This is a genomic window from Rhodococcus sp. G6(2025) (genome assembly GCF_058628105.1).
This window is the reverse complement of the sequence record NZ_CP179750.1, coordinates 6,463,528-6,489,790: the sequence shown is the minus strand read 5'-3', so window position 1 is coordinate 6,489,790 and position 26,263 is coordinate 6,463,528. Positions and strand designations below refer to the sequence as shown.

28 protein-coding genes and 2 riboswitches are annotated in these 26,263 nt (G+C 68.2%); of the genes, 23 read left to right on the top strand and 5 right to left on the bottom strand.

Annotation, left to right across the window (positions count from 1 at the left end; translation table 11 throughout):
• Positions 1 to 17: 17 nt before the first annotated feature.
• From purT to ACLIVD_RS30040, 3 genes are all read left to right on the top strand, one after another.
• Positions 18 to 1,229 carry a formate-dependent phosphoribosylglycinamide formyltransferase gene (gene purT, locus ACLIVD_RS30050; RefSeq protein WP_491931101.1) on the top strand — a complete coding sequence of 404 codons (1,212 nt, stop codon included), beginning with the start codon at positions 18 to 20 and terminating at the stop codon, positions 1,227 to 1,229.
• Positions 1,226 to 1,708 (top strand): DUF456 domain-containing protein, encoded by a 483-nt coding sequence (locus ACLIVD_RS30045; RefSeq protein ID WP_283336339.1) that lies wholly within the window; start codon positions 1,226 to 1,228, stop codon positions 1,706 to 1,708. The genes purT and ACLIVD_RS30045 overlap by 4 nt, the downstream gene beginning before the upstream one ends.
• 98 nt (positions 1,709 to 1,806) lie before the next feature.
• On the top strand, positions 1,807 to 2,565 hold the full coding sequence (locus ACLIVD_RS30040) for a hypothetical protein (protein ID WP_283336341.1): 759 nt from the start codon (positions 1,807 to 1,809) through the stop codon (positions 2,563 to 2,565).
• Positions 2,566 to 2,580: 15 nt separating this feature from the next.
• Here ACLIVD_RS30040 and ACLIVD_RS30035 read toward each other — a convergent pair whose 3' ends face one another.
• Positions 2,581 to 3,336: an amidohydrolase family protein gene (locus ACLIVD_RS30035; RefSeq protein ID WP_105415221.1), complete on the bottom strand. Its 756-nt coding sequence runs from the start codon at positions 3,334 to 3,336 to the stop codon at positions 2,581 to 2,583.
• Between the two features lie 106 nt (positions 3,337 to 3,442).
• On the opposite strand from ACLIVD_RS30035, the gene ACLIVD_RS30030 reads away from it, so the two are divergent.
• The gene (locus ACLIVD_RS30030) at positions 3,443 to 4,012 is read left to right on the top strand and encodes a TetR/AcrR family transcriptional regulator (protein WP_280780344.1); all 570 of its coding nucleotides are present in this window, start codon (positions 3,443 to 3,445) and stop codon (positions 4,010 to 4,012) included.
• A 53-nt stretch (positions 4,013 to 4,065) separates the two neighbouring features.
• On the opposite strand, the gene ACLIVD_RS30025 is transcribed toward ACLIVD_RS30030, so the two are convergent.
• A complete protein-coding gene (locus tag ACLIVD_RS30025; RefSeq protein WP_009474907.1) occupies positions 4,066 to 5,457 on the bottom strand; it encodes an FAD-dependent oxidoreductase in 1,392 nt (463 codons plus the stop codon).
• Positions 5,458 to 5,671: 214 nt separating this feature from the next.
• Between ACLIVD_RS30025 and ACLIVD_RS30020 the strand changes: the two genes are divergently transcribed.
• From ACLIVD_RS30020 to ACLIVD_RS30010, 3 genes are read left to right on the top strand one after another with little or no spacing between them, the layout of a single operon-like run.
• Positions 5,672 to 6,124, top strand: a complete 453-nt coding sequence (locus ACLIVD_RS30020) for an Rv0361 family membrane protein (protein ID WP_283336344.1) — start codon at positions 5,672 to 5,674, stop codon at positions 6,122 to 6,124.
• 48 nt (positions 6,125 to 6,172) lie between these two features.
• On the top strand, positions 6,173 to 6,592 hold the full coding sequence (locus tag ACLIVD_RS30015) for a rhodanese-like domain-containing protein (protein ID WP_280780342.1): 420 nt from the start codon (positions 6,173 to 6,175) through the stop codon (positions 6,590 to 6,592).
• Positions 6,589 to 7,812, top strand: coding sequence for an O-succinylhomoserine sulfhydrylase (locus tag ACLIVD_RS30010; RefSeq protein WP_280780341.1), 1,224 nt, complete (start codon positions 6,589 to 6,591; stop codon positions 7,810 to 7,812). The genes ACLIVD_RS30015 and ACLIVD_RS30010 overlap by 4 nt, the downstream gene beginning before the upstream one ends.
• A gap of 66 nt (positions 7,813 to 7,878) precedes the next feature.
• On the opposite strand, the gene ACLIVD_RS30005 is transcribed toward ACLIVD_RS30010, so the two are convergent.
• Positions 7,879 to 8,199, bottom strand: a complete 321-nt coding sequence (locus tag ACLIVD_RS30005) for a type VII secretion target (RefSeq protein ID WP_283336346.1) — start codon at positions 8,197 to 8,199, stop codon at positions 7,879 to 7,881.
• A gap of 93 nt (positions 8,200 to 8,292) precedes the next feature.
• Here ACLIVD_RS30005 and ACLIVD_RS30000 point away from each other — a divergent pair, with 93 nt between their 5' ends.
• Positions 8,293 to 9,960 (top strand): alpha/beta hydrolase, encoded by a 1,668-nt coding sequence (locus ACLIVD_RS30000; protein ID WP_283353290.1) that lies wholly within the window; start codon positions 8,293 to 8,295, stop codon positions 9,958 to 9,960.
• Positions 9,957 to 10,496 carry an LppA family lipoprotein gene (locus tag ACLIVD_RS29995; RefSeq protein ID WP_491931100.1) on the top strand — a complete coding sequence of 180 codons (540 nt, stop codon included), beginning with the start codon at positions 9,957 to 9,959 and terminating at the stop codon, positions 10,494 to 10,496. The genes ACLIVD_RS30000 and ACLIVD_RS29995 overlap by 4 nt, the downstream gene beginning before the upstream one ends.
• 21 nt (positions 10,497 to 10,517) lie before the next feature.
• Here the strand turns inward: ACLIVD_RS29995 and ACLIVD_RS29990 are convergent, their stop codons facing one another.
• Entirely contained in the window at positions 10,518 to 11,309 is a 792-nt protein-coding gene (locus ACLIVD_RS29990) for an HAD-IIA family hydrolase (protein ID WP_280780012.1), read from the bottom strand.
• A gap of 76 nt (positions 11,310 to 11,385) precedes the next feature.
• Positions 11,386 to 12,153 carry a sulfite exporter TauE/SafE family protein gene (locus ACLIVD_RS29985; RefSeq protein ID WP_280779768.1) on the bottom strand — a complete coding sequence of 256 codons (768 nt, stop codon included), beginning with the start codon at positions 12,151 to 12,153 and terminating at the stop codon, positions 11,386 to 11,388.
• A 212-nt stretch (positions 12,154 to 12,365) separates the two neighbouring features.
• Positions 12,366 to 12,462: riboswitch (SAM riboswitch) on the top strand.
• 7 nt (positions 12,463 to 12,469) lie between these two features.
• Here ACLIVD_RS29985 and ACLIVD_RS29980 point away from each other — a divergent pair.
• The 14 genes from ACLIVD_RS29980 to ACLIVD_RS29915 all read left to right on the top strand — a co-directional run bounded on the left by ACLIVD_RS29980 (position 12,470) and on the right by ACLIVD_RS29915 (position 26,262).
• A complete protein-coding gene (locus ACLIVD_RS29980; RefSeq protein WP_369426197.1) occupies positions 12,470 to 12,544 on the top strand; it encodes a putative leader peptide in 75 nt (24 codons plus the stop codon).
• Positions 12,545 to 12,688: 144 nt separating this feature from the next.
• The gene (locus ACLIVD_RS29975; protein WP_411194577.1) at positions 12,689 to 13,669 is read left to right on the top strand and encodes an amino acid ABC transporter permease; all 981 of its coding nucleotides are present in this window, start codon (positions 12,689 to 12,691) and stop codon (positions 13,667 to 13,669) included.
• Positions 13,666 to 14,448 (top strand): amino acid ABC transporter ATP-binding protein, encoded by a 783-nt coding sequence (locus tag ACLIVD_RS29970; protein WP_011595024.1) that lies wholly within the window; start codon positions 13,666 to 13,668, stop codon positions 14,446 to 14,448. The genes ACLIVD_RS29975 and ACLIVD_RS29970 overlap by 4 nt, the downstream gene beginning before the upstream one ends.
• Positions 14,449 to 14,485: 37 nt before the next feature.
• A complete protein-coding gene (locus ACLIVD_RS29965) occupies positions 14,486 to 15,457 on the top strand; it encodes an ABC transporter substrate-binding protein (RefSeq protein WP_491931099.1) in 972 nt (323 codons plus the stop codon).
• Positions 15,458 to 15,468: 11 nt separating this feature from the next.
• On the top strand, positions 15,469 to 16,011 hold the full coding sequence (locus ACLIVD_RS29960) for a GNAT family N-acetyltransferase (protein WP_491931098.1): 543 nt from the start codon (positions 15,469 to 15,471) through the stop codon (positions 16,009 to 16,011).
• On the top strand, positions 16,008 to 17,069 hold the full coding sequence (locus tag ACLIVD_RS29955) for an LLM class flavin-dependent oxidoreductase (protein ID WP_491931097.1): 1,062 nt from the start codon (positions 16,008 to 16,010) through the stop codon (positions 17,067 to 17,069). The genes ACLIVD_RS29960 and ACLIVD_RS29955 overlap by 4 nt, the downstream gene beginning before the upstream one ends.
• Complete coding sequence (locus ACLIVD_RS29950; protein WP_283353294.1) at positions 17,066 to 18,124, top strand: LLM class flavin-dependent oxidoreductase; 1,059 nt, start codon at positions 17,066 to 17,068, stop codon at positions 18,122 to 18,124. The genes ACLIVD_RS29955 and ACLIVD_RS29950 overlap by 4 nt, the downstream gene beginning before the upstream one ends.
• A gap of 15 nt (positions 18,125 to 18,139) precedes the next feature.
• Positions 18,140 to 19,534: an NtaA/DmoA family FMN-dependent monooxygenase gene (locus ACLIVD_RS29945; RefSeq protein ID WP_491931096.1), complete on the top strand. Its 1,395-nt coding sequence runs from the start codon at positions 18,140 to 18,142 to the stop codon at positions 19,532 to 19,534.
• A gap of 47 nt (positions 19,535 to 19,581) precedes the next feature.
• Positions 19,582 to 19,675, top strand: a riboswitch (SAM riboswitch).
• A 4-nt stretch (positions 19,676 to 19,679) separates the two neighbouring features.
• Positions 19,680 to 19,763, top strand: a complete 84-nt coding sequence (locus tag ACLIVD_RS29940; protein ID WP_310794466.1) for a putative leader peptide — start codon at positions 19,680 to 19,682, stop codon at positions 19,761 to 19,763.
• 153 nt (positions 19,764 to 19,916) lie between these two features.
• Positions 19,917 to 21,551 (top strand): ABC transporter substrate-binding protein, encoded by a 1,635-nt coding sequence (locus ACLIVD_RS29935; RefSeq protein WP_491932935.1) that lies wholly within the window; start codon positions 19,917 to 19,919, stop codon positions 21,549 to 21,551.
• Between the two features lie 3 nt (positions 21,552 to 21,554).
• Complete coding sequence (locus ACLIVD_RS29930; protein ID WP_491931095.1) at positions 21,555 to 22,544, top strand: ABC transporter permease; 990 nt, start codon at positions 21,555 to 21,557, stop codon at positions 22,542 to 22,544.
• On the top strand, positions 22,537 to 23,457 hold the full coding sequence (locus ACLIVD_RS29925; RefSeq protein WP_491931094.1) for an ABC transporter permease: 921 nt from the start codon (positions 22,537 to 22,539) through the stop codon (positions 23,455 to 23,457). The genes ACLIVD_RS29930 and ACLIVD_RS29925 overlap by 8 nt, the downstream gene beginning before the upstream one ends.
• Positions 23,454 to 25,133 carry a dipeptide ABC transporter ATP-binding protein gene (locus ACLIVD_RS29920; RefSeq protein WP_491931092.1) on the top strand — a complete coding sequence of 560 codons (1,680 nt, stop codon included), beginning with the start codon at positions 23,454 to 23,456 and terminating at the stop codon, positions 25,131 to 25,133. Before ACLIVD_RS29925 ends, ACLIVD_RS29920 begins: the two co-directional genes overlap by 4 nt.
• Positions 25,126 to 26,262, top strand: a complete 1,137-nt coding sequence (locus ACLIVD_RS29915) for an LLM class flavin-dependent oxidoreductase (protein WP_491931091.1) — start codon at positions 25,126 to 25,128, stop codon at positions 26,260 to 26,262. Before ACLIVD_RS29920 ends, ACLIVD_RS29915 begins: the two co-directional genes overlap by 8 nt.
• The last annotated feature ends 1 nt before the right edge of the window (position 26,263 follow it).

Sequence of the window (26,263 nt, the reverse complement as noted above, 5' to 3'; positions counted from 1 at the left end):
CGCATATAGTTGTGACCATGCGTGAACAGGCACCCGTACGGTTCGGTACACCTCTGACGGCAGGCGCGACGCGCGTGATGCTGCTCGGGTCGGGTGAGCTGGGCAAGGAAGTGATCATCGCCCTCCAACGGCTGGGGGTCGAGGTGATCGCCGTCGACCGCTACGACAACGCGCCGGGCCACCAGGTGGCGCACCGCGCGCACACGATCGACATGAGCGACCCGGAGGCGCTGTTGCGTCTCATCGAGGAGGAACGCCCCCACTTCGTGGTCCCCGAGATCGAGGCGATCGCCACCGATGCGCTGGCCACGGTCGAGGAGCGCGGTACCGCGGTGGTCATCCCCACCGCGCGGGCGACGCAGCTGACGATGAACCGTGAGGGGATCCGGCGCCTCGCGGCGGAGGAACTGGGGCTGCCGACGTCGCCCTACGAGTTCGCCGAATCGCTCGAGGAGGTCCGCGCGGCCACCGAGCGCATCGGCTTTCCCTGCGTGATCAAGCCGGTGATGTCGTCGTCCGGAAAGGGGCAGTCCACGGTGCGCGGCGCCGGCGAAGTCGAGACGGCCTGGGAGTACGCGCTCGCGGGCGGCCGCATCAATTACGGCCGCGTCATCGTGGAGGGGTTCGTCGACTTCGACTACGAGATCACTCAGCTCACCGTCCGGGCGATCGGCGCCGACGGCGAGGTGGGCACCTTCTTCTGTGAGCCCATCGGGCATCTGCAGGACTCGGGCGATTACGTGGAGTCGTGGCAGCCGCAACCGATGAGCGACGCGGCACTCGCCCGGTCGCGGGAGGTGGCCGAGAAGGTGACCGCAGCGCTGGGTGGGCGCGGGATCTTCGGTGTGGAACTGTTCGTGAAGGGCGACGACGTCTACTTCTCGGAGGTCAGTCCGCGACCGCACGACACGGGCTTGGTCACCCTTCGGACACAACGACTCTCGGAATTCGAACTGCATGCCCGCGCCATTCTCGGCCTGCCCGTCGACACCACCCTCACGACACCCGGTGCGTCCGCGGTGATCTACGGCGGCGTCGACGCCACCGGTATCGGCTTCGAGGGCGTCGCCGACGCGATGGCGGTCCCTGAGACGGACCTCCGCCTGTTCGGCAAGCCCGAGAGCTTCGTCCGCAGGCGGATGGGCGTCGCCGTGTCCACGGGGCCGGACGTCGAGACCGCGCGCAGCCGCGCGCGGGAGGCGGCTTCCCGCGTCGAGCCCGTCGCGTGAGTCCGGGCGCCGAACTCCTCGTCGGCCTGGCCATCGTCATCGGGCTCGTCGGAATCGTCATCCCGATCCTGCCCGGAACGATCCTCATCTTCGCGGCAATCCTGGTGTGGGCCATCATGACCGGTGGCGCGACGGCGTGGACGGTGTTCGCGGTCGCAACGGTGTTCCTCGTAATCAGTGGCGTCGTCAAATACACCTGGCCCGGTAAACGGATGCGCACGGCCGGGGTTCCCAGCCGGTCGCTGATCGTCGGCGGACTGGCCGGGATCGTGGGGTTCTTCGTCGTTCCCGTGGTGGGGTTGTTCCTCGGTTTCATCGCGGGAACGTATGTGGCCGAGCTCTACCGGCTGCGTGCGCACAACCGGGCGTGGGCGTCGACGTGGCACGCCTGCAAGGCCGTCGGGCTGTCGATGCTGATCGAACTGCTCGGCGCCCTGATCGCTTCCGGTGTGTGGCTGGCCGCGGTGGCCGCGACGTAGGTCGCTCGCAATCGTCGCCGAGGGGTATCCAGAAGGGTCCTCCACCTGCGATGATCAAATGCGGATGTTGATCTTCCCGGCCAGCGGAGGAATACGCCGTGAACAAGAAGACGACCTGGATCCTGGCGCCCCTCGCTGCCGTGGCCCTCTCCCTGAGCGGCTGCGGCGACGACTCGTCCGACTCGGCGGCGCCGAGCACGACCAGCGCCGCCACGAGCAGCGGCGAAGCGGCGCCCGCGTCGAACATGATGGAGAAGGTTCCGTCACCTTTCGTGATGACCCCGCAGATGGAGCCGACCTACGTCGGTGCGGTCGACGGATCCGACGCGTACGTCGCGCTGGCCCGGTCCGGGGACGACATGATCGCCTTCCTGTGCGACGGAGACCAGATGTGGACGTGGATGACCGGCACCATGGACGGCGACAAGGCGTCGCTGTCGTCGCCGGACGGAGCGACACTCACCGCGTCGATGAGTGACGGCACCGTGACGGGGCAGGTCAGCGCGCCGGGCATGCCCGACAAGGCATTCGTGGCCCACCCGGCTGCTGCGGAGGAAGGCATGTTCCGCGCAACCACCAACCACGACGGCGCCGATTACACCCTCGGCTGGATCATGACCGCCGACGGCGTCCGGGGGCTCGAACGGCAGGCCAACGGATCGAGCACCGGTGCCATCGCGGTCGACCGGAACGACGACGACATGGACGATCGGCAGCGTGAGCGGCGGCAGGAACGCCGCGAACAGCTGGACTGCGACGAGATGAACAACTACAACATGTGGCTGGTGGCGCAGCCACAGACGCCGCCGGTGGCCGAGATGGTGTCGATGAACAGTGTGCAGATGGAAGGGTGTTGACACGGGTCCTGCGTGCTAGCAGGCCCCTCCGGGAGCGTCGCAGCGGTACCAGGCGCGCGCGTTGCCGCCCATGACGGCGTCGAAGTCGTCACCCACCGCGTCCGCGACGATGTCGATGTCGCTGTCCTGGAACACTCTTCGGGAACGACTACCCGGAAGGTCGGTGCCGAACATCAGCGCCTCGGGGTTGACGGCGTGGATCTTGCGCAGCACGTCGCCGACGTTCTCGATGGTGGTCCGCCCGAACCCGGTTGCCTTCACCCGAACTCCGCGGTCGACGAGGTCGAGCAGGTACGGCAGGCCCCGTGTCGACATCCCCAGGTGGTCGATGCACACGGCGGGGAGTTTTGCGAACACCGGCTCGAGCGACAGCAGCAGCGTGGCGTCCACGTAGAACTCGGCGTGCCAGCCGGCCAGCTCGTACGCGCGCAGGGCCTGCTTGGTGAGGAGCTTCACGTCGGTCGCGCTGCGCCGGAGGTTGAATCGGAGGGCCCGCACGCCGGCGCGGTCGAGTTCGAGGATGCTCTCGTCGGTGGCGTCGGGTTCCATCTGGGTGACGCCCACCCAGCTGGGGCCGAGCTCCGCGAGCGCCGCCTTCAGGTAGTTCTGATCGGTCCCCTGGTACGAGGCCGTGACGACCGCGCCGCCGTCCACGCCGAAGCCTTCCGTGCGCGCCCGGTAGTCGGCGATGGTGAACGGCTCCGGCAGGTAGCCGTGGTTCTCGACCACCGGGAACCGGGGGTCGATGATGTGAACATGGGCGTCAAACACGACTTATATCCTGCCTTGTGCGGGGGACACGTTGCGTGGCGGAGCGGTGCGCGAGTGCTGGTACAAGCGTCCTATACATACGTCTCAGACTCTTTAGGGTGAGGTCATGGGAAATCGCGAAGACCTGATCGACGGCGCCGCGCGCAGCCTGTACGACAAGGGATACTCGCGGACGACGGCCCGGGACATCGCGTCGGCCTCCGGGGTGAGCCTCGCGGCGATCGGCTACCACTTCGGCACCAAGGAGGCGCTGCTCCACGCCGCCCTGTACCGGGAGATGGAGCGCTGGGGCGACGACCTCGCGACGGCCGCCGCGAAGAAGATCGAACCCGGCATGAGTTCGACGGAACGGTTCGAAGCCATCTGGACCGGGGTCATCGAGTCGTTCACCGCCCATCGTCGGTTGTGGATGCTGCAGTTCGAACTGCTCGGGCACCTGGACTCCCTGCCGGAATTGAGAAAGAACCTGGTGGCGTCGACGGCCGACGCCCGCGAAGGGCTGGTCGAACTGTTCGGTGACGCGGGCATCGAGCCCGGCCGGGCACACACATTGGGCGCTCTCTACCAGGCACTACTGCTCGGCGTCGCGGAGCAGTGGCTGGTGGACCCCGACCATGCGATGTCGGCCGAGGAACTGCTCACGGCGTTGCGGGCGCTGTCGTCACACCTGGCCTGAGACGACGGAAGGGAACCTCCTGCAGGAGGTTCCCTTCACACCGATTCGAAAGATCAGGCCTTGTCGGGCTCGCTGGCCTTGAGCATGTCCTCGCGCTCGACGACCTTGATCCGCTCACGGCCCTCGGGCTCGCCCAGGCTGCGCTCGTGCGCATCGAGGCGGTACCAGCCCTGCCAGGTGGTGTACGGGACCTGCTTGCCCTCGAGGAACTCGATGATCGCGTCCTCGGACGGGTTGGCGGGCTCGGCGAAACCGGACCGGTCCTCGAGCAGGTTCGCGACGGTCTCGTTCGCGTCGCCCTTGGTGTGGCCGATCAGGCCGACCGGGCCGCGCTTGATCCACCCGGTGACGTACGTGGCGGGCATGAACCGGTCGTTGCCCTCGGCGGTGTCGTCGGCGATGACGCGTCCGGCCTCGTTCGGGACGGTACCGGCCTGCTCGTCGAACGGGAGCTTGGCGATGTTCTGCGACAGGTAGCCCACCGCCCGGTACACGGCCTGCACGTCCCAGTCGTTGAACTTGCCGGTGCCCTTGACGTTGCCGGTGCCGTCGAGCTGGGTGCGCTCGGTGCGCAGACCGACGACCTTGCCGTCCTCGCCGAGCACCTCGGTGGGCGATTCGAAGAAGTGCAGGAACAGCTTGTGCGGGCGGTTGCCCACGTCGCGGATGGCCCAGTCCTGCAGGGTGTTGGCGACCATGTCGACCTGCTTGGAGTTGCGGCGCGCCTGCTCGGAGCCCTCGTCGTAGTCGATGTCCTCGGGATCGACGATGACCTCGATCGTCGGCGAGTGGTCGAGTTCACGCAGCTCGAGGGGGGTGAACTTGGCCTGCGCCGGTCCGCGGCGACCGAACACGTGGACCTCGACGGCCTTGTTGGCCTTGAGTCCCTCGTAGACGTTGGCGGGGATCTCCGTCGGCAGCAGTTCGTCGCCGGTCTTGGCGAGGACGCGGGCGATGTCGAGGGCGACGTTGCCGACACCGAGGACGGCGACCTTCTCGGCCTCGAGCGGCCAGGTGCGCGGGACGTCGGGGTGGCCGTCGTACCAGGAGACGAAGTCGGCGGCGCCGTAGCTGCCGTCGAGTTCGATGCCCGGGATGTTCAGGGCGCGGTCGGCGTTGGCGCCGGTGGAGAAGATCACCGCGTCGTAGAAGTTGTGCAGGTCTTCGAGGGTGATGTCGCTGCCGTAGTCGATGTTGCCCAGCAGGCGCACCGACGGCTTGTCGAGCACCTTGTGCAGGGCGGTGATGATGCCCTTGATGCGCGGGTGGTCGGGTGCGACGCCGTACCGGATCAGACCGAAGGGGGCAGGCATCCGCTCGAAGAGGTCGATGCTGATCCCGCCGTCAGACGCGGCATCGGATTTCATGAGAGCGTCGGCTGCGTAGATACCGGCGGGGCCGGCACCCACGATCGCAACGCGCAACGGACGTGTCTGATCAGTCATCTGGAGCGAACTACCTTCTGATGGGCGGACAACGAAACCTCAGCTTAAATTAAGCCCAGCCTAATCGGGTGGCCGAGGTGCGGCAGACAGGGCAGAGCCCATTCTCGGGACGCACGCCTGTAGAGGGTAGTCGCCTTCGCGTTGGGGGGTCACAAACAAGATTTGTAGGGGCAGCTCTATACACTCGTGGCCACGCCGAGATCGAAGGGAAGTCATGTCCGGTTCGAGCGAATCGCCCCAGCGCGACGCGGGAGGCACCGAAGATCCGGTGGATCCCCGGCGCACCACGGCGGTGCCGTTCATCGCCGCCGTCACCGTCATCGTCGTCATCCTGGTTGCCATCGTCGTGTCCAGCAGGCTCTCGCCCGCAGACGAGAACGTCACCGAAGCGGACCGCATCAACCGCTCGGTCGCCGACTTCATCCAGGCCCACAACCACGACGACGCCGATCTGCAGAAGACGCTGGTCTGCTCGTCGTGGTCCGACGACCGGTCGGTGCTCCGCGGCCGGGAAGGCGAGGTCACACTGAAGGGCGTCGAATCGTCCGAGGTCAACGGGGATCGTGCCCGGGCGGAGGTCCGGGTCAGCGCCGACGACGGCAAGGGCGAGACGACGGATACCTGGCAATTGACGCGGGACGGGGAAACATGGGTCGTCTGCAACTGACCGTTGCCCGGAAGGGCATACCGAACAGGGTTGTGAAAAGCTGACATGGTGAGTTACGCAGGCGACATAACGCCGGAGCATGCCTGGGAGCTGCTCCGCGAGAATCCCGACGCTGTGCTCGTGGATGTGCGGACGGACGCCGAGTGGAAGTACGTCGGAGTCCCCGACACCACCCCGCTCGGGCGGAAGACCGTGCTGATCGAATGGGTCAGCTACCCGACGGGCACTCGTAACGACAACTTCGTGGACCAGCTGAAGGAGGCCGGGATCGCGGGCGGCGAGAACGCCCCGGTGATCTTCCTGTGTCGCTCCGGTCAGCGGTCCATCGGTGCGGCGGAAGCCGCGACAGCGGCGGGCATCGGCCCGTCGTACAACGTGCTCGACGGTTTCGAAGGCGGCCTGGACGCCGAAGGTCATCGTGGGGCGGTCGGCTGGCGGGCGCTGGGCCTGCCGTGGAGGCAGTGGTGAGTGCAATTCCCCGAGGCGGCGCGTTCGACAAGGCGCTGCCGGACGACATCGGCCAGGGCACGATCAGCGTGCGCGGAGGAACCCTCCGTTCCGGTTTCGAAGAGACGTCCGAAGCGATCTTCCTGAACTCAGGCTTCGTGTTCGAGAGCGCGGGAGCGGCCGAGGCGTCGTTCACCGGCGAGATCGACCACTTCGTCTACTCCCGGTACGGCAACCCCACCGTGAAGATGTTCGAGGAGCGACTGCGCCTCATCGAGGGCGCAGAAGCGTGCTTCGGCACCGCCAGCGGCATGTCCGCGGTGTTCACGGCACTGGGCGCGCTGCTCAAGGCCGGCGACCGGCTGGTCGCGGCGCGTAGCCTGTTCGGTTCCTGCTTCGTGGTGTGCAACGAGATCCTGCCCCGCTGGGGTGTGGAGACGGTGTTCGTCGACGGTGAAGACCTCGACCAGTGGGAGAAGGCTCTGTCCGAGCCGACCACCGCGGTGTTCTTCGAGACGCCGTCGAACCCGATGCAGACGCTCGTCGACGTGCCCCGGGTGGCGGAGCTCGCGCACGCCGCCGGCGCAAAGGTCGTGCTGGACAACGTGTTCGCGACGCCACTGCTGCAGCACAGCCTGGAGCTCGGTGCCGACATCGTCGTCTACTCCGGCACCAAGCACATCGACGGCCAGGGCCGTGTGCTCGGCGGGGCGATCCTCGGACCGCAGGATTACATCGAAGGTCCCGTCCAGAACCTCATGCGCCACACCGGGCCGGCTCTCAGCCCCTTCAACGCGTGGACGCTCCTCAAGGGGCTCGAGACGATGCCGATCCGGGTGCGGCACTCCGTCGGCTCCGCACTGGAGATCGCCCAGTTCCTCGAGGGCCACTCCGCGGTCGACTGGGTCAAGTACCCGTACCTCGAATCGCACCCCCAGCACGAACTCGCCAAGCGGCAGATGAGCGGCGGCGGCACCGTCGTCACCTTCGCACTGAACGCATCCGAGAGCGAAGCGAAGAAGCGGGCATTCGAACTCCTCGACGCCCTGCGGCTGGTCAACATCTCCAACAACCTCGGCGACTCCAAGTCGCTCATCACCCACCCGGCCACCACCACCCACCGGGCGATGGGCCCGGAAGGTCGTGCCGCCGTGGGCATCACCGACGGCGTCGTCCGGCTGTCCGTGGGACTCGAAGACACCGCCGACCTGCTGACGGATCTGGAGCAGGCACTGGCATAGGCGCTTCGCGCCCGTGCGCCTTTCTGGTTGTTCCGGCAACCAGAAAGGCGCACGAGCCCGAAGGGCCTACAGGTCGAGGCTCGTGGCCGGCGCGATTGCGTCGAGGCGTTCGGCGGTGGCCCCGTCCTGGGTGTCGTACCGGCGTGCGCACTCGGTGAGGTTCGTCGACATCTCGGCCACAGTCCGCTGCAACAATTCCCGCCGATCGTCCAGGTAGGACGTGAACCGGGCGAACGCGCCGCCGGCGGCCTCCGGCCAGGCCGCACCCGAGTCGGCGAGGGCCGCGTCGGTGGTGTTCAGCTGTGCGGACGCATCGTCGAACAGGACGTCGAGCTGACCGGCCGCTGCGCGTAGGGCCGCTGTGTCGACGTGGATGGAACCGCTCATTTTCGATCCTTCGTGTCGGTCGAGACGAGATCGGACTCCCGCGGGCGCGATCGATCCGTTAGGGTACGGGCATTATGCATCCTGGGGGGGATCGTGAATCTGAGGGACATTGCCCAGTGGGACACCCGCGCGCTGCAGGCCGTGCAACGGTCGCTGTCGGTGCGGGCGGCGACGATCTGTTTCGTGCAGGACGGTCTCGCCGACATCGGCCGGTTGCCGGCGTGGCACGACGACGCCGCGGACGCCGCACGTCGGCGGTTCCGGATCGTCGCGGATGATCTGAGCGGTGAGGCCGCGGCGATCGCCGTCGTCGAGAAGCTGGCCGGCGACCTGGTCGACGCGATCACGCACCTGAAATCCGAACTCGACGGCCTCCGCGAAGCGGCCGCCACCCACGGTATGGCTCTGTCGGACAGCGGGGACATCGCCGATGCGCCCGGACCGCCCGTCGACACCTCAGGGGCAGCACGGCGCGACGAACTCCGTGCCGCCGCCCGGGCGCTGATCCTGCAGGCGGAAGACCTCGTCGCCGACGCCGCCGCTGTCCTGACGCGGGCTGCGGACGGCGCGGCCGAACCCGGTGAGGCGGATCGACCGGGCACCGGACTGTCCGCCCCGGCGCCCCCGCGGGACGGCTCCCCGCTGGACAACCGCGAGTACTGGGACGCGCTGCCGGCAGCCCAGCGCCGCGAGGTGATCGAGCAGCATCCCGAATGGGTGGGTGATCGCGACGGCATCCCGTCCGCGGTGCGGCACGAGGCGAACGTGATCCGGCTCGACGACGAGCGGTCGCGGTGGGAGACGGAGCGGGACCGGCTCCGGGAACGGCTGGACCGCAACATGTTCGGTGGAGCATTCGCCGACGACGACGCCGAGTTGTGGTACGCCGAGCAGAAGTTGCGGGACCTCGACGACCTCGAGAAACTCGTGCGCGATCACCCGGACGGCAGGCTGATGCTGCTGGACCTGCAGTCGGGTGAACGGACGATGGCCGCATTCGCGCTCGGCGACCCCGACACCGCCGACCACATCGCCGTCACCACACCGGGCATCGACACGACCGCCGCCTCGCTGCGCGGGATGACCGATGAGGCGTCGGCGCTGAAGGCCGAGACCGAACGGCAGTTGGACCTGGCCGGCCGCACCGGCGACACGGTGTCGACGATCGCGTGGCTGGGGTATCAGCCGCCGACCACCACCGGTCCGGGCAACTACGACGTGCCGTTCATCGACCAGAATCTCGGGCGCGGATGGCTCCTCGATTCCTGGCAGTCCGACCGCGCGACCGCGGGTGCCCCGAAGCTCGCCTCGTTCTACGAGGGACTCGACGTCGCCTCGCAGACGCCCGATCCGCACATCACCGCGCTCGGCCATTCGTATGGTTCGTACACCCAGGGCCTGGCCCTGCAGGACGCGGGACCGCGGCAACCGGTCGACGACGCCGTGTTCTACGGTTCGCCCGGGTTCGACGCGAACGACGAATCGGATCTCGGGTTGGCACCCCGGCACGGGTTCGTGATGCGCGCGCCCGATGACCCCATCACCGTGGCAGACGGGTTCGGCAGGCTCGGCCCCGATCCGGTGCAGACCGACCTCGAACAACTGTCGGTGCTCGAGGCGTCGACCCCGGACGGCGTGCGGCGCGAAGATGCCAGCGGGCACAGCGAGTATCCGCGGCCGAGTGGCAACGGGGAGCTGCGGACGTCCGGCTACAACATGGCGGTGATCGTCGCGGGCATGCCGGAACTGGCTGTCCGGTGACGGTCCGCGGCGGGTGGGTGGTGAAGACGGTCGCCGTGATCGGCGCGGCGATCCTGACGAGCGGATGTGGTGGCGTGACAGACAACCCGTACAAATTCAGCGACGAGGAGGTTGCGGCGGCGGCAGCGAGCCTGAGCGACCGGCCGACACTCGCGGTCACCGAGCGGCAGGTCACCGATGCGCTGATGCGGATAAGCGAGGCCGTTGCGGCGATTGCACCGGATGTTCGGTGGCGGTGGCATCGCGAACGCAGCCAGGGCGGCGGGTGCCCGGGACCGTACGCGTACACGCAGGGGCAATCCGTCACCACGCCGGTATTGCTGTCCGACACCCCGATCGGCGACGCCGACTGGCCCGCCGTGCTGGCCGCGGCCCGTGCGATCGCCGCCGACGCCGGAATGGACCGGCTCGACGTGCACGCCGACCGACCCGGACATCACGACGTGACGTTCGCCGGTGGCGACGGGAACCGGATCGCGTTCGGGACGTACAGGGCAGCGACGATCAGGGGCATCACCGGCTGCCGCCACCCGTGAGTACTTGTTAACGTCCCGCGGTTAAGAAGTACTCACGGGCGGCGGAGCCGCATCGCCGAACGGATCCGACGTCCGGCCGACCAGGTCGGCGACCGATTTGAGTACCGCGGTGGGACGGTAGGGGAACAGTTCCACCGAATCCCGCGTCGAAATTCCGGTGAGGACGAGGATGGTCTGCAGCCCGGCCTCGAGCCCGCAGACGATGTCGGTGTCCATCCGGTCGCCGATCATCAGCGTGTTCGCGGAGTGCGCGCCGATGGCCCGCAACGCCGAGCGCATCATCAGCGCATTCGGCTTGCCCACGTAGTACGGGTCGCGACCGGTGGCCCTACTTATCAGTGCGGCAACGGATCCCGTGGCCGGAAGGGAACCCTCCCGGGACGGGCCGGTGGGGTCGGGGTTGGTGGCGATGAAGCGAGCGCCCCTCTCCACCAAACGAATTGCGGTGGTGATCGCCTCGAAGGAGTAGGTGCGGGTCTCGCCGAGGACCACGTAGTCGGGATCGTTGTCGGTGAGGACGTACCCGATGTCGTGCAGTGCGGTGGTGAGCCCGGATTCGCCGACGACGTAGGCGCTGCCGCCGGGGCGCTGGCTCGCCAGGAACGTCGCGGTGGCCAGGGCGGACGTCCAGATCGATTCCTCGGGAATGTCCAGGCCGGTGCGGAGCAGACGGGCGCGGAGGTCGCGCGGAGTCCTGATCGAATTGTTGGTGAGGACGATGAACGGGGTACCCGACTCCCGGAGTTCGGCGAGGAACAGGTCGGCCCCGGGGACCAGGTGCTCTTCGTGGACGAGAACGCCGTCCATGTCCATCAGATAGGTCCAGCCCGGGTGCTCTACGTCTTTGCTCACCGACTCAGTATGAGGGAGCGGGAGGGTGCATGCGCGACTATGCGAGCAGCCGGAACAGGCCGATGAGGCCGACGACGACGATGGTTCCCCGCAATGCGGTCGGCGACAGCCTGCGGCCGTAACGGGCGCCGAGGACGCCTCCGAACAGCGAGCCCACCGCGATCAGGCCGGCGGCCGCCCAGCTGATCCGGTCGAAGGCCACGAGCGTGTACGCGGTCGCGGCGACAACGTTGACGAGGAGCGAGAGCAGGTTCTTCGCGCCGTTCATCCGTTGCAGGCTCTCCGGCAGGATCGCGCCCATCACACCCATCAGCAGGATGCCCTGCGCGGCGGTGAAGTATCCGCCGTACACGCCCACGGCGAACGTCCCGACGGTCAGCAGGGTGAGGCGCGCCGGGCTCAGCCCCGCCTCGTGGCTGCCGCGCTGCTTCGCCCAGGCCTGGATCTTCGGCTGCAGCACCACCAGGATCAGGGCGAGGATCAGCAGCACCGGGACGACGAGTTCGAACACAGTTTCGGGTAGGTGCAGCAGTAGCCACGAGCCGAGAACCGCACCGCACAGCGACGCCGGGATCTGCCACCGCAGCCGCGGTCCCTGCCCGGCCAGTTCCCGCCGGTACCCCCACGTGCCGGACACGCCACCGGCGACCAGGCCGATCGCGTTCGACATCGTGGCGGTCACCGGAGGGAACCCGAACGCCACCAGGGTGGGGAAGGTGATGAGCGTGCCGCTGCCGACGATGGCGTTGATCGCGCCCGCGCCTACACCGGCTACCAGGATCGCGATGACTTCGAGTGGTGTCACCGAGGCGACGTTACAAGGGCCTCGGAAGGCCCGGCAGCCGGGTCGCACGACCACGGAGATGCAGGGCTGCACGCATCATTCAACCGCATCGATCTCCGTCTGTCAGTACTTCTGCGCACGGTGATTCTTGCGGCCGATCGGCACCATTTCCCCTGTGTTGCAGGGAAATACCCCGTGTTGACGGGGTTCGGGAATGCGGCTAGTGTTCGCTTCAACCATCCAGAGCGACCGAGAGACCTGGCTCGTTGACGTCGCAGCAACCCTTCCGAATTCTTCGGGTGCGGGTGCTACCGCCGGGATCGATGGAAGGCAGCACATGAACTACCCCGCGCGCCCTGCGTGGCGCAGACGGCACATCGACCTGTGCCGGACCACCTCCTGCCACTGTTGACGAGGTCTCACAGCACGCTCACCGGGCATTTCGCCCGGTGAGCGCCTGACGCGCGCCCGCATCCCGCGGAAGACGCGCCTCCTCCAGTCCCGTTTCCAGGTGAAAGGCCGCCTCAGTGATGTCTGTCGTAAGTGGTGAGGGAGCGTGAGCGCCCCCGTCCGGGCGCGTTCGGCCGCGCCCCTCGATTCAGTGCCGTCCGGCGACGGGGACGCCGCGCTGGAAGTGGCGCGGAGGTGGCATCCGTGGCGGTGGGTCGTCAGCGCCGTCGTGCTGGTACTGCTCGCCCAGTTCGTCCACGGCCTCGCGACCAACCCGGGATGGGACTGGGCGACGTTCGCCAAGTACTTCACCGCCGGCTCCGTGCTGCAGGCGCTGTGGATGACGGTGAAGCTGACCTTGTGGGGGACGGTCCTCGGATTCGCACTCGGTGTGGTGCTGGCGGTCAGCCGCTTGTCGCACAACCCGGTGTTGCAGGTGATCGCCTGGGTGTACATCTGGGCGTTCCGGTCGATTCCGCTGATCGTGCAGCTCCTGTTCTGGTTCAACATCACATACCTGTATCAGACTCTGTCGCTGGGCATTCCGTTCGGTCCGGGCTTCTTCACGTTCGAGGTGAACGGTGTCATCAGCGGCTTCACCGCCGCCGTCATCGGTCTGGCCCTGCATCAGGCCGCGTACTCCGCCGAGATCATCCGCTCCGGCATCATCTCGGTGGACCACGGGCAGATCGAGGCGGCGCAGTCGCTGGGCATCCCGCGCCGACGCCAGTTCTTCAAGATCGTTCTGCCCCAGGCGATGCGCGGCATCCTGCCGAACGCCGCGAACGAGGTGATCAGCCTGTTCAAGGGCACCTCGATCGTGTCGACGATGGCAATCGCCGAACTGTTCTACCAGGTTCAGGTGATCTTCGGCCGCAACGGCCGCGTCGTGCCGCTGCTGATGGTCGCGACGATCTGGTACATCATCCTGACCACGCTGTTGTCGATCGGCCAGTACTACGTCGAGCGGCACTACGCGCGCGGATCGGCACGGGCGCTGCCGCCGACTCCGTGGCAGAAGCTCACCCGGAAGTTCGCCGAGATCCGTGACGCCGGTGTCTCCGTACCGAGAGGCGCCACGAAATGACAACCGAAGCCCATCCGGCGGAGTACGCGGTGGAAGTTCGCGGAGTCCACAAGTCCTTCGGCGCACTGGAAGTCCTGCGGGGTGTGGACCTGCTGGTCCGCAAGGGCGAGGTGACGGTGATCCTGGGGCCGTCGGGTTCCGGCAAGTCCACGCTGCTGCGCACGCTCAACCACCTGGAGAAGGTCGACCGCGGCACCATCCGCATCGACGGCGACCTCATCGGTTACCGGCGCAAGGGCAGCAAACTGCACGAACTGCGTGAACGCGACATCCTGAAGCAGCGTTCCCGGATCGGATTCGTCTTCCAGAACTTCAATCTGTTCCCTCACCTCACGGTGCTGGAGAACGTGATCGAGGCGCCGGTGTCGGCGCAGGGCCGCGACCGGGCCGAGGTCGAGGCCGAGGCGATTGCGCTGCTGGAACGGGTGGGCGTAGGTGACAAGGCCCACGAGTACCCGCGACAACTGTCCGGCGGCCAGCAGCAGCGGGTCGCGATCGCCCGGGCCCTCGCACTGCGCCCGGCGGTGATCCTGTTCGACGAGCCCACGTCTGCCCTCGACCCGGAACTGGTCGGCGAGGTCCTCGCCGTGATCAAGCAATTGGCACGGGACGGCGCGACCCTCGTGATCGTCACCCACGAGGTGGGCTTCGCGCGGGAGGTCGCCGACACGGCGGTCTTCATGGACGCCGGCGTCGTGGTGGAACAGGGCCCGCCCTCGCAGGTCATCGACAACCCGCAGCACGACCGCACCACAGCATTCCTCTCCCGAGTTCTCTGATTCTCCACACCTCGGTGTGGATCCCCGAAAGGCGCACATGTCCACCGCACGGTTCCGTACGAAAATTCTGGCCTCGGCCCTCACCACCGTCGCGCTGCTCGCCGCCGCGTGCGGGGGCGGCGACGTCGAGGACGAGGGATCGGCGCCGACCTCGGCTGCCGGATACAACCTCACCGCCGACCAGAATCGCATCACCACCGACGAGGTCGAGTCGATCGCCGCGAAGGTCCCCCAACAGATTCGCGACCGCGGCACGCTCGTCGTGACGGGCAGCGCCGGTTCCGCCCCGCCCCTGCGTTTCTACGCCGACGACGACAAGACGCTCATCGGCTCGGAGACCGACTTCGCGTACCTGATCGGCGACGTTCTCGGGTTGAAGGTCGATCTCCAGGCGGCGGACTGGGCGCAGAACTTCGTCCGCATCGATTCGGGGGAGGCCGACGCGTTCATCTCCAACGTCACCGTCACCGAGGAGCGGAAGGAGAAGTACGACTTCTCGACGTACCGCCTCGACACGGTCGCGTTCGAGACGAAGAAGGACAGCGGCATCCAGATCAAGGAGCCCAAGGACGTCGCAGGTTTGAAGATCGCGGTCTCCTCCGGCACCAATCAGGAAGCGCTGCTGGTGAAGTGGAGTGAGCAGAACGTCGCGGCGGGGCTCGAACCGACCGACATCACCTACTACCAGAACGTCACCGACTACTACCTGCCCCTCGCGTCGGGCCGGATCGACGCCTACTTCGGGCCCAACCCGTCCTCGTCGTTCCACGTGGCGCAGGCCGGGGAGAGTGAGATCGCCGGAACGTTCTCGGGGGCGGGCGACGCCCTCCAGGGTGAGATCGCCGTGCTCACCAAGAAGGACAACGGACTGGTGGCCGCCGTCAACGAGGCCATCAACCACATCATCGAGAACGGTACGTACGCAAAGGTTCTCGAACGCTGGAACATCGCGAGCGAGGCCGTCGGCACGTCGGTCGTCAACCCGCCCGGACTCCCGAAGACCAGCTGACAGGAGGACCAGTGACCGAGAGGACCGAATCCGTGCAGACCGTGTTCGTCGATCAGGCCGATCCGCTGGCCGCGCCGCTGCTCGAAGAACTGGCGATCGAGTACAGCACCCGGTACGGGCGCACCCGCGACGAGATCTACGACGACCTCAGCACGTATCCGGCGGAGGAGTTCGCCGCACCGGGTGGCGCGTTGCTCGTTCTGGTCGACGACGGGACGTCCGTGGCGGGCGGGGCCTTCCGCCGCTACGACGACACGACGGCCGAACTCAAACGGATCTGGACCTCGTCGGCGCACCGCCGCCGCGGCCTCGGACGAATCGTGCTGCGGGAGCTCGAGGCCGCGATCGCCCGAGCAGGCTATTCCCGCATCTTCCTCACTACGGGGCCGCGGCAGCCCGAGGCGGTGGCCCTGTACCTGGCCGCGGGGTACACGGCGCTGTTCGACCGCTCCCTCCCACCGCAGGACGTCGGAATCCACGGATTCGAGAAGATCCTGCACACCCCTACCGCTCTGCCTTCCGCTTGGGCCGCAAAGGAGTACGAGTCCGTATGAAGTTTCTGCTGATGAGCCTGATCACTCACCACCCGGACCCGGTGACCGGGGAGAAGATCGGCACTGCGGCCAGGCTGCAGGAGGTCGTGGACTCCGCCGTCCTCGCCGAGCAACTGGGGTACGACGGGTTCGCGGTGGGCGAGCGCCACGAGCATCCCTTCCTGTCCTCGTCCCCGCCCGTGGTGCTCAGCGCCATCGCGGCGCGCACCAGCACGCTGCAGTTGTGGACCGCGGTGACCACGCTGAGCCTGCTCGACCCGGTCCGCGCGTTCGAGGACTACTCGACGCTGGACAACCTGTCGGGCGGCCGGTTGCAGCTCATCATCGGCAAGGGCAACGGCACCGCGCAGGCGGAGCTGTTCCACGTCACCCCGGACGACCAGTGGGACCGCAACCGCGAGGGCTACGAACTGTTCCGGCAGTTGTGGGAGAGCGAGGACGTCACCTGGGAAGGCACGTTCCGGCCGTCTCTCGAGCACGCTGTCGCCCTTCCGCGCCCGCTGCAGCGGCGGATCCGGATCTGGCACGGCAGCGCGACGAGCAAGGAGTCGATGGATCTCGCCGCCCGCTACGGTGATCCGATCTTCTCGGCGAACGTCACGTATCCGATCGACTCGTACGCCGAACTCGTCCGGCACTACCGCGAACGGTGGGCGTACTACGGTCACGATCCCGCCGACGCCCTCGTCGGCGCCGGAACGGCCGGGTTCTACGTGACGGCGAACTCGCAGGATGCGCTGGACGTGTGGCGGCCGATTCACGCGGCTCGCCTCGACTTCGCCCGCAGGGCAGGACTTCCGGTGGTGTTCGAGACCGTGGAGGACTTCGTCGAACGCAGCTCCGCACTGATCGGCAGCCCGCAGCAGGTGATCGACAAGGTGCAGCGCTACCACGAGCAGTTCGGGCACGAGGTGATCCACCTGAGCGCCGACCGCGTCGGCAGCGACAAGCAGCACCGCGAAAGCCTGGAGCTGTTCCAGGCCGAGGTGGCACCCGCGCTGCGCGAGACCATTCCGAGCCGCCCCCTCACGGCCGGTACCGAGGAGGAAAACGCATGAGCCTGGTTCTGGGCATCGAACTCGACGGTGAGGGTGCGCATCCCGAAGCCTGGCGGCGCGCCGCGCACACACCCGACCGGTTGCTGACCGGGCGAACGGTGGCGGACCGGGTCGCGGCAGCGGAGAACGCCGGTTTCACGTTCGCCTCGTTCGACGATTCGCTGCTGCCGCCCGGCGCCGACGGGGGACCCGTCGGCCGGATCGACGCGGTGAACCGCGCAGCGTTCGTCGCCGCGACCACCAGCACGATCGGACTCGTACCGGTCGTCGGCACCACGTACGCCGAGCCGTTCCACACGTCCTCCCAGCTCGCGACGCTCGACTACGCGTCGCGCGGTCGCGGCGGCTGGATCGCGGCGCGCGACACCGACCCGCGGGTCGCGAGCGCACTGGGCCGGGCGGAGGTCACCACACCCGCCGACCTCGCGCGGGAGGAGCGGGACGCGATCACCGTGGTCCGGGACCTGTGGGATTCGTGGGAGGACGACGCGGTGATCCGCGACTACGCCACCGGACGTTTCGTCGACCGCGACCGATTGCACTACATCGACTTCCGGGGCGAGACGTATTCGGTGAAGGGTCCGGCCATCGTGCCCCGGCCACCGCAGGGGCAATTGGTGGTGTTCGGCCGCGCGGGGCACACGGATCCGTCGCTGGTCGACGTGGTGCTGGTGTCCGGACCGACACTCGCGGACACCGTCGGGGCCGCCGGGCGCGCGAAGGCCGGCGGCGCACCGCTGGTGGTCGCCGAACTGGATGTCGCGCTCGGCTCGTCGACGCCTGCCCCGCCGAGCGGACGGCTGTCGTTCGCCGGCGATGCCACCGGTCTGCTGGAACTGTTGCGGGCCCTGGATACGCACGTCGACGGTGTGCGCCTGCATCCGGCCGTCGTCGACGAGGATCTTCCGGTGCTCGCGCGGTCCGTGGTCCCGGCACTTCTCCGTGCCGGCATCGCGCACCGTCCCATTCCCGGTTCTACCCTGCGCAGCACGCTGGGCCTCGACCGTCCCGTCACCCGATTCCAGGCCGAGCGCCTCGAAGACTCCTCTCGCTGAAAGGTTGTGGAGAACATGACCGACAACTCGTACGCCAGACCCGGCGCCCAGGTGCACTTCGGTGTCTTCTTCCAGGGCGTCAACCACACGACGATCTGGTCCGATCCGTCGAGCGGGTCGCAGATCGACTTCGAAACGTTCCGTCGGGTGGCACTGACCGCCGAGCGCGGCCTGTTCGACGCCTTCTTCCTCGGTGAGGGCCTGCGCCTGCGGGAACAGGAAGGCAAGATTCTCGATCTCGACATCGTGGGCAGGCCGGACGCGATCACCCAGCTCGCGGCGCTGGCCGGCATCACCCGGCACATCGGGTTGGTGGCCACCCAGAACACCACCTACAACGAGCCCGCCGACCTCGCCCGGCGGCTGTCCGGGCTGGACCTGCTGTCCGGTGGCCGTGCCGGCTGGAACGCCGTCACCACGGACAACGCGTGGACCGGTGAGAACTTCCGGCGCGGCGGCTTCCTCGATCACGCCGACAGGTACGAGCGGGCCGGGCAGTTCCTCGACACCGCCCGGGCGATCTGGGATGCGTGGGTAGACGGCGCGGTCGCGACGAGCACCGACGCGCCGTCGTGGTCGACCCCGGACGGGGTGCGGGAGGTGTCCCGGCGCACGTCGCAGTTCGACGTCACGATCACTCCGACGCTGCCGCGCAGCGCCCAGGGGCATCCCGTCATCTTCCAGGCCGGCGACTCACCGGCGGGCCGGGACTTCGCGGCCGCGCACACCGACGTGATCTTCTCCCGGCACGGAACGCATTTCGACGAGGCGCTCGCCTTCGCCGAGGACATCCGGGCGAGACTGCGTCGTGCCGGCCGTCCCGAGGACGACGTCAAGATTCTGCCGGGCACGCAGATCGTGCTCGCGGAGAACGCGTCCGAGGTGGAGGAGAAGGTGCGCTGGGTTCTCGAGGGCCAGTACACCGGGCAGACGGCGTTGTCGCTGGTCGGTCAGGTTTGGGGCCGCGATCTGTCCGATCGCGACCCGGACGGTCCACTGCCCGAATTCGATCCGGTGCCCGCGCCGATCTCCGTCACCCGTGGGGCGGCGCGTGACGGAAAGGATCCGCTCGCCATCGCCCGGGAATGGCGGGCCCTGGCAGAGGCGCAGAACCTGTCGCTGCGTCAGGTTGCGATCGCGACCACCCAGCGCTCCGGATTCGCCGGTACTCCCGGGCAGGTCGCCGACGAACTCACCCGGTGGGTTCGCAGTGGGGCCACGGACGGGTTCAACGTCTCGCCGTATCTGGTGCCCACCGGACTCGACGAGATCGTCGACCTGCTTGTGCCCGAATTGCAGGAGCGAGGTTCGTACCGAACGGAATACGAAGGCTCCACCCTGCGTGAACATCTCGGTCTCCGGCCCGCTCTGTCGCGGCGGGAACTCCCGCCCCGGCAGGCCGTGGGGTAACGGGGGTCCGTGTGGCGCGGCGACCGGCGATCTCTTACACTCGGTAACGACCATCCAGAGCGACCGAGAGACCTGGCTCGTTGACGTCGCAGCAACCCCCCGCCCTGCGGGTGCGGGTGCTACCGCCGGGATCGATGGAGGAACGATGTTGACCGAAGGTTTCGTGAGCGCCTGGGGGCGTCTCCACGTCGATCTCTGCCGGCTGTCCACCTCGATCTGTCACAGCTGACCTGACACCCCGATCCGTCGGGGTTCCGGCTCTTCACACCGCATCCGCGTCGGATCCGGTGTCCCTCACCTTCCTGTGCGCGTGAGCGCTGCCGAATCGACTTGGCAGCACGCACGGCACTTCTTCGAGATCACGGAGTTCTCGGTGCCATCAGTGCTTTTGTCCTCGCCCCACCGCGGTGCCCGCATCGCAGCAGGTATCGGTGCCGTTGCCGTGCTGGCCACGGCGCTCACCGCCTGCGGTGGCGGTTCCAGCAGTTCCTCCGCGGATGCGGGCCCCGCGCAGCCCGGCGGCACACTCCGCTACGGCCTGTCCCAGGCACCCACGTGCGCCGACCCCGCGCAGTCGGGCACGAATCAGACGGTCTACGTGGCTCGTCAGGTGGTGGACTCGCTCACCGACCAGGACCCGGAGACGGGCGAACTGAAGCCGTGGCTCGCCGAGAGCTGGGAAACCGGCGCCGACGCGTCCTCCTTCACGTTCCACCTGAAGGAGGGGGTGACGTTCAGTGACGGAACGCCTTTCACCGCGGAGTCGGTGAAGAAGAATCTCGACGCCATCGTGAACACCCTCTCCGGCGCCAAGGCCCCGCTCGGTGCCAGCTACCTCGCCGGTTACACCGGTACCACCGTGATCGACCCGCTGACGGCGCAGGTCGACTTCGCCGCACCCAACGCGCAGTTCCTGCAGGCGTCGTCCACCCCGCAGCTGGGCATCCTGTCCGATGCGTCCGTCGCGAAGTCCGCCGAAGAACGGTGCACCGGCACCATCTCGGGCACCGGACCGTTCACGTACGCCGACTACCAGCAGGACAAGTCGGTGACCCTCGCCAAGCGCGCCGGATACAACTGGGGTTCGGACGTGTTCGGCCATGACGGCGAGGCCTACCTCGACACCATCGAGTTCAGCGTCGTGCCCGAATCCGGCGTCCGCACGGGCAGCCTGTCCTCGGGACAGCTGGACGCGATCAGTGACGCGTTGCCGCAGGACGCCCCGCAGATCGAAGGCGCGGGCGGGCAGGTGCTCACCACGTCGAACCCCGGGACCCCGTTCGGCTTCCAGCCCAACGTGACTCGCGGACCGCTCGTCGACCCCGTCGTGCGCAGCGCGCTGGTCCCGGCGATCAACCGGCAGGAACTGGTCGACACCGTACTCGGTCCCAACTTCACACCCGCCACCAGCACGCTGGCCAGTCGCACCCCGGGCTACGTGGCGCTGCCGGACGTGTCGTACGACCCGGAGAAGGCGAAGTCGATTCTGGATCAGGCGGGCTGGGTTCCCGGTGCCGACGGCATCCGCGAGAAGAGCGGTCAGAAGCTGAGCTTCCCCGTTCTGTTCAGCTCCGTGTTCGCCGGCAACCAGGCCATCCTCGAACTGGTGCAGCAGCAGCTCAAAGAGGTGGGAGTGGATCTGCAGCTGAATCTCGTGTCCACTCCGGAGTCCATCGCCCGCCAGAATTCCAAGGACTTCGACGCCACCTACTACAACAGCACCCGCGCCGACGGTGACATCCTCCGCACCCAGTTCGGCCTCGACGGCCGCAACCTGAACAACCGCGGACCGTTTCCCGCGCTCGACGACGTGCTCGCGAAGCAACTCGCCACCACCGACACCACCGAGCGGAGCGCGCTCGTCGCCGACGCCCAGCAGCAGGTGCTCGACAACGGTCTGTGGATCCCCACGGTGGAGTTGTCGCAGGCGATCGGCGCCGGTCCCAACGTGCAGGACCTGAAGTTCGAGGCCTCGGCCCGGCTCCAGTTCTTCGACACCTGGATCAGCGGACGCTGAGCCATGATTCGCTACCTCGGATTACGCGTGCTGCAGGCGATCGCCGTCCTGTGGGCGACGTTCACCGTGTCGTTCGCCGTGCTGTTCCTGCTGCCGTCCGACCCGGTGAGCATCGCCGTCGACTCGGCGACCACCGGAACGACGGTCGACGCGGCCGCCGTCGCGGAGCTGCAGGCGCGGTACGGCCTCGACCAGCCGGTGTGGGTGCAGTACTGGAACTCGCTGAGCCACGCCGTCCGCGGTGACTTCGGGTACTCGATCGCCACCGGGCAATCGGTGACCGAGGCGATCGGGAACGCGGTCCCCAGCACGCTCGCGCTGGCGTCGGCGGCGCTGGTTCTCGCGGTCGTGTTCGGGGCAGCGGTCGCGTTCCTCGCCACCTACACCAGGGTCCACTGGGTGCGGAATCTGCTGTTCTCACTGCCTCCGCTCGGTGTGGCGGTGCCGACATTCTGGGTGGGACTGATTCTGCTGCAGCTGTTCTCGTTCCGGCTGAAGGCCTTCCCGGCGTTCGGTGACCAGGGGATCGCGACGCTGGTGCTCCCCGCGGTGACGCTCGCGCTGCCGACCGGTGCCGTGATCGCGCAGGTGCTCGCGGCGAGTCTGCAGACCACGTGGCGGCAGCCGTTCATCGAAGCCGCGCGGGCGAAGGGTGCGTCCCGCTGGCAGATTCAGACCCGGCACGCGCTGCGCCTGTCGAGCATTCCGGCGTTCACCATCGCCGGTGTGCTCGTGGGTAATCTGCTGGCCGGATCGGTCGTCGTCGAGACGGTGTTCTCGCGCGCCGGCGTGGGGCGGCTCACCCAGACGTCCGTGATGGCGCAGGACATTCCGTTGGTCCAGGGAATCGTGGTGCTGAGCTCGGTCGTCTACGTACTCGTCAATCTCGCCGTCGATCTGCTCTATCCGCTGATCGATCCCCGGATCGTCGAGGGCAGGCGCAGTTCCGGCCGCAACACCACCGCGGATGTGGAGGAGAAGGTTCATGTCTGACATCCTCACCAGGGAACTGATCGAGGAGGCCGAGGGTTTCGGCGCTCCGCCGACCGAACCGCCTCCCGTGGTCGCGTCCGAGTCGGACAGTCGCGGACGCCGCGCGGTGCCGTGGTTGCGTCGCAATCTCGTGCTGGTGGCCTCGGCCGCCGTGCTCCTCGTCGCGGTCGGATTCGCGGTGGCGCCGTCGGTGTTCGCGAGCGGTGACCCGCTGGTCGGGGTGCCCGCCCAGAAACTGCAGGCGCCGAGTGCCGCGCATTGGTTCGGCACCGACAACATCGGCCGTGACGTGTATACCCGCGTGGTCCACGGTGCCGGATTATCTTTGACCGCAACGCTGTTGGCTGTGGGTATCGCGCTGGTCGTCGGTTCGCTGATCGGCCTGCTGTCCGGTGCCGTCGGAGGTGCGCTGGACGCCGTCCTGATGCGCGTCGTCGACGTCCTCCTGTCGATCCCCGCCCTGCTGCTCTCGCTCGCACTGGTGACCGCGCTGGGGTTCGGCACGGTCAACGTGGCGATCGCGGTGGGCGTGTCGCTGATCGCGAACTTCGCCCGCGTGATGCGGTCGGAGGTGCTGCGAGTACGCCGGTCGCTGTACGTCGAGGCGGCGTTCGCGTCGGGTGTCCGCTGGCACACGGTGCTGCGCCGCCACGTTCTGCGGAACTCGTACGCGCCTGTCGTGGCACTCGCCGCCGTCGAGTTCGGGATGGCGGTCCTCGCGGTGTCGTCGCTGAGCTTCCTCGGGTTCGGCGCGGTGCCGCCCACCCCGGAATGGGGCTCGCTGATCTCCGAGGGCCGGAACTACCTCGCCACCGCGTGGTGGATGACCACCCTGCCCGGACTGGTGATCGTGGCCGTCGTGCTGTCGGCGCACCGACTCGGGCATGCACTCGAACAGAGGGAAGTGCGATGAGCTCGACGACTACTGCTGCGGCAGGCACCACGGCGCCGCTACTCCAGGTCTCCGGACTGCGGGTGGCGTACGGGAGCGTGAGCGATCCCGTCGTGGCCGTGAAAGGCGTCGACCTCACGGTGTCGCGCGGGGAAGTGGTGGCCGTGGTCGGCGAGTCCGGCTCCGGGAAATCAACCACGGCGCACGCGATCCTCGGATTGCTCAGCGGATCCGGGCGGGCCGTGGCCGGCACCGTCACGTTCGACGGTGAGCGTCTCGACACCAAGTCGGAGCGCGCACTCGAGCGGATCCGCGGCGCCCGGATCGGGCTGGTTCCCCAGGACCCGACGACGTCGCTCAACCCCGTCCTGAGAGTCGGCGCCCAGGTGGCGGAGGTGCTCCGGATCCACGGTCTCGCCGACCGGCGGACGGCAGGCATCGAGGCAGTGCGCATTCTCGCCGAGGCCGGGATCGACAAGCCCGAGGTGCGGGCGAGGCAGTACCCGCAGGACCTGTCGGGCGGGCAACGGCAGCGCGTCCTGATCGGGATCGCGCTGGCGTGCAGCCCCGGACTCGTGATCGCGGACGAGCCGACCAGCGCACTCGACGTCACCGTGCAGCGCCGGATTCTCGATCACCTCGACGCGCGGATCGCCGAGTCCGGCACCGCGGTCCTGCTGATCACGCACGATCTGGGTGTCGCCGCCGACCGTGCCGACCGGATCGTGGTGATGAGCGAGGGTGAGGTGGTGGAAGCGGGCCCCACCCGCGAGATCCTCGAGAACCCACAGCACGAGTACACCCGCACCCTGCTGGCCGCGGCGCCGAGTCTCGCGGTGGGACGGGGGCCCAGTCGCGCCGCGGAGGCGGGCGGAGCCGAACCCGATGTCCTGCTGCGCGTGTCCGGGGTGTCCAAGACGTTCCGGATCGACCGGCGCACGGCCATCGACGCCGTCCAGGGCGTGTCGTTCGAGGTTCCCCGCGGGCGCACGCTGTCGCTGGTGGGGGAGTCCGGGTCCGGCAAGTCCACGGTGGCCCGGATCGCGATCCGGTTGGAATCTCCCACCGCGGGCCGCGTCGAGTTCGACGGCCGGGACATCACCGGCCTGCGCGGCGGCGCGCTGCGTGCCCTGCGCCGCCGAATGCAGATCGTGTACCAGAACCCGTATGCGTCCCTCGATCCGAAGCTGACGATCGCGGACATCGTCGCGGAACCGCTCGGTGCGTTCGGTGTCGGCACCCGGGCGGAACGGGCGGCACGAGTCGCCGAACTGCTCGAACAGGTCGCGTTGCCGCGTACCTACCTCGAACGCAGACCGGCCGAGCTGTCCGGTGGGCAACGGCAGCGGGTCGCGATCGCCCGCGCGCTCGCGCTGCACCCGGAACTCGTCGTGCTCGACGAACCGGTGTCCGCGCTGGACGTCTCGGTGCAGTCGCAGATCCTCGGGCTGCTCGAGCGCCTGCAGCGGGAACTCGGGCTCAGCTACCTCTTCATCTCGCACGACCTCGCCGTGGTCCGGCAGATCAGCGACACGGTCGCGGTGATGCAGTCCGGCCGCATCGTCGAATCGGGCACCGCGGCAGCAATATTCGACAATCCCCGCCACGACTACACCCGGCAGTTGCTCGACGCCATCCCGGGACGATCCGTCGTGCGTCCACGTTCTGCACAGCTGGAGGAATCGATTCATGCCTGAGCCACACGACCCGCTCGTCGCCGTCGATCTGTACGGCACGGGGATTCACCCGCAGTCCTGGCGTCGTCCGGACTCGCGCGCCGAGGACCTCTTCACCGCCGGCTACTGGACCGGCCTGCTCGGGCAGGCCGACTCGGCCGGAGTGGACCTCGCGTTCGTCGGCGATACCTTCGCGATCGCCACGACGGGACATGCCGATCAGCGTGGGCAACTGGACGCCGTGGCGATCGCCGCACGGGCCGTCGCGCCCACCGAGCGGATCGGCCTGGTTCCCACGGTGACTGTCACCCACACCGAGCCGTTCCACGTGTCCAAGGCCATCGCGAGCCTCGACCACGCGTCGCTCGGCCGTGCCGGATGGCAGGTGGACGTGTCGGCCGGTCAGGCGCAGGCGAATCTGTTCGGACGCAAGGACGCGCAGGATGCCGAGAGTCTGTGGGCGGAGGCGGCCGACGCGATCGAGGTCGTGAGCCTGCTGTGGGACAGCTGGGAGGACGACGCCGAGATCCGCGACGTCGCCACCGGCCGCTTCATCGACCGGGACAAGCTGCACTACATCGACTTCGAGGGCACGCACTTCTCCGTGAAGGGTCCCTCGATCACGCCGCGGTCGCCGCAGGGGCAGTCGCTGATCGTGATCGGCGCGCGGGACGAGCACTCCACCAGGGTGGCCGCCGCGCGTGCCGACGTGATCCGCATCGGCGCACCCACCGTGGACGCGGCACGTGACGTCGCAGACCGGGTGCGGCGTGCCGCCACCGAGGCCGGCCGGGACCCCGCCTCGCTGCGGATCCTGCTCGACGTCGAGGTGGTGATCGCCGAGACCCCCGACGCCGCGGAACGCGACCTCGCCCAGCTCGAGAACTGGTCCGGCAGCCGGTACGAGCCCGCGTCGATTCTCCACCGCGGCGACGCGCCGGGACTCTCCCGGCTGATCACCGACGTGGTGGGCGCCGGGGGCGTCGACGGCGTGACCCTCCGGCCGCTGGCGCTGACGTCCGGCCTGAACGAGATCACCGAACGCGTCCTGCCGCTGCTGCGGCCGGGCGGCCGAGCGCCCGACAGCGGAGTGCTCCGGGAGCGGCTCGGCTTCACCCGTCCCGTCAATCACTTCGCCGGACAGGACTGAC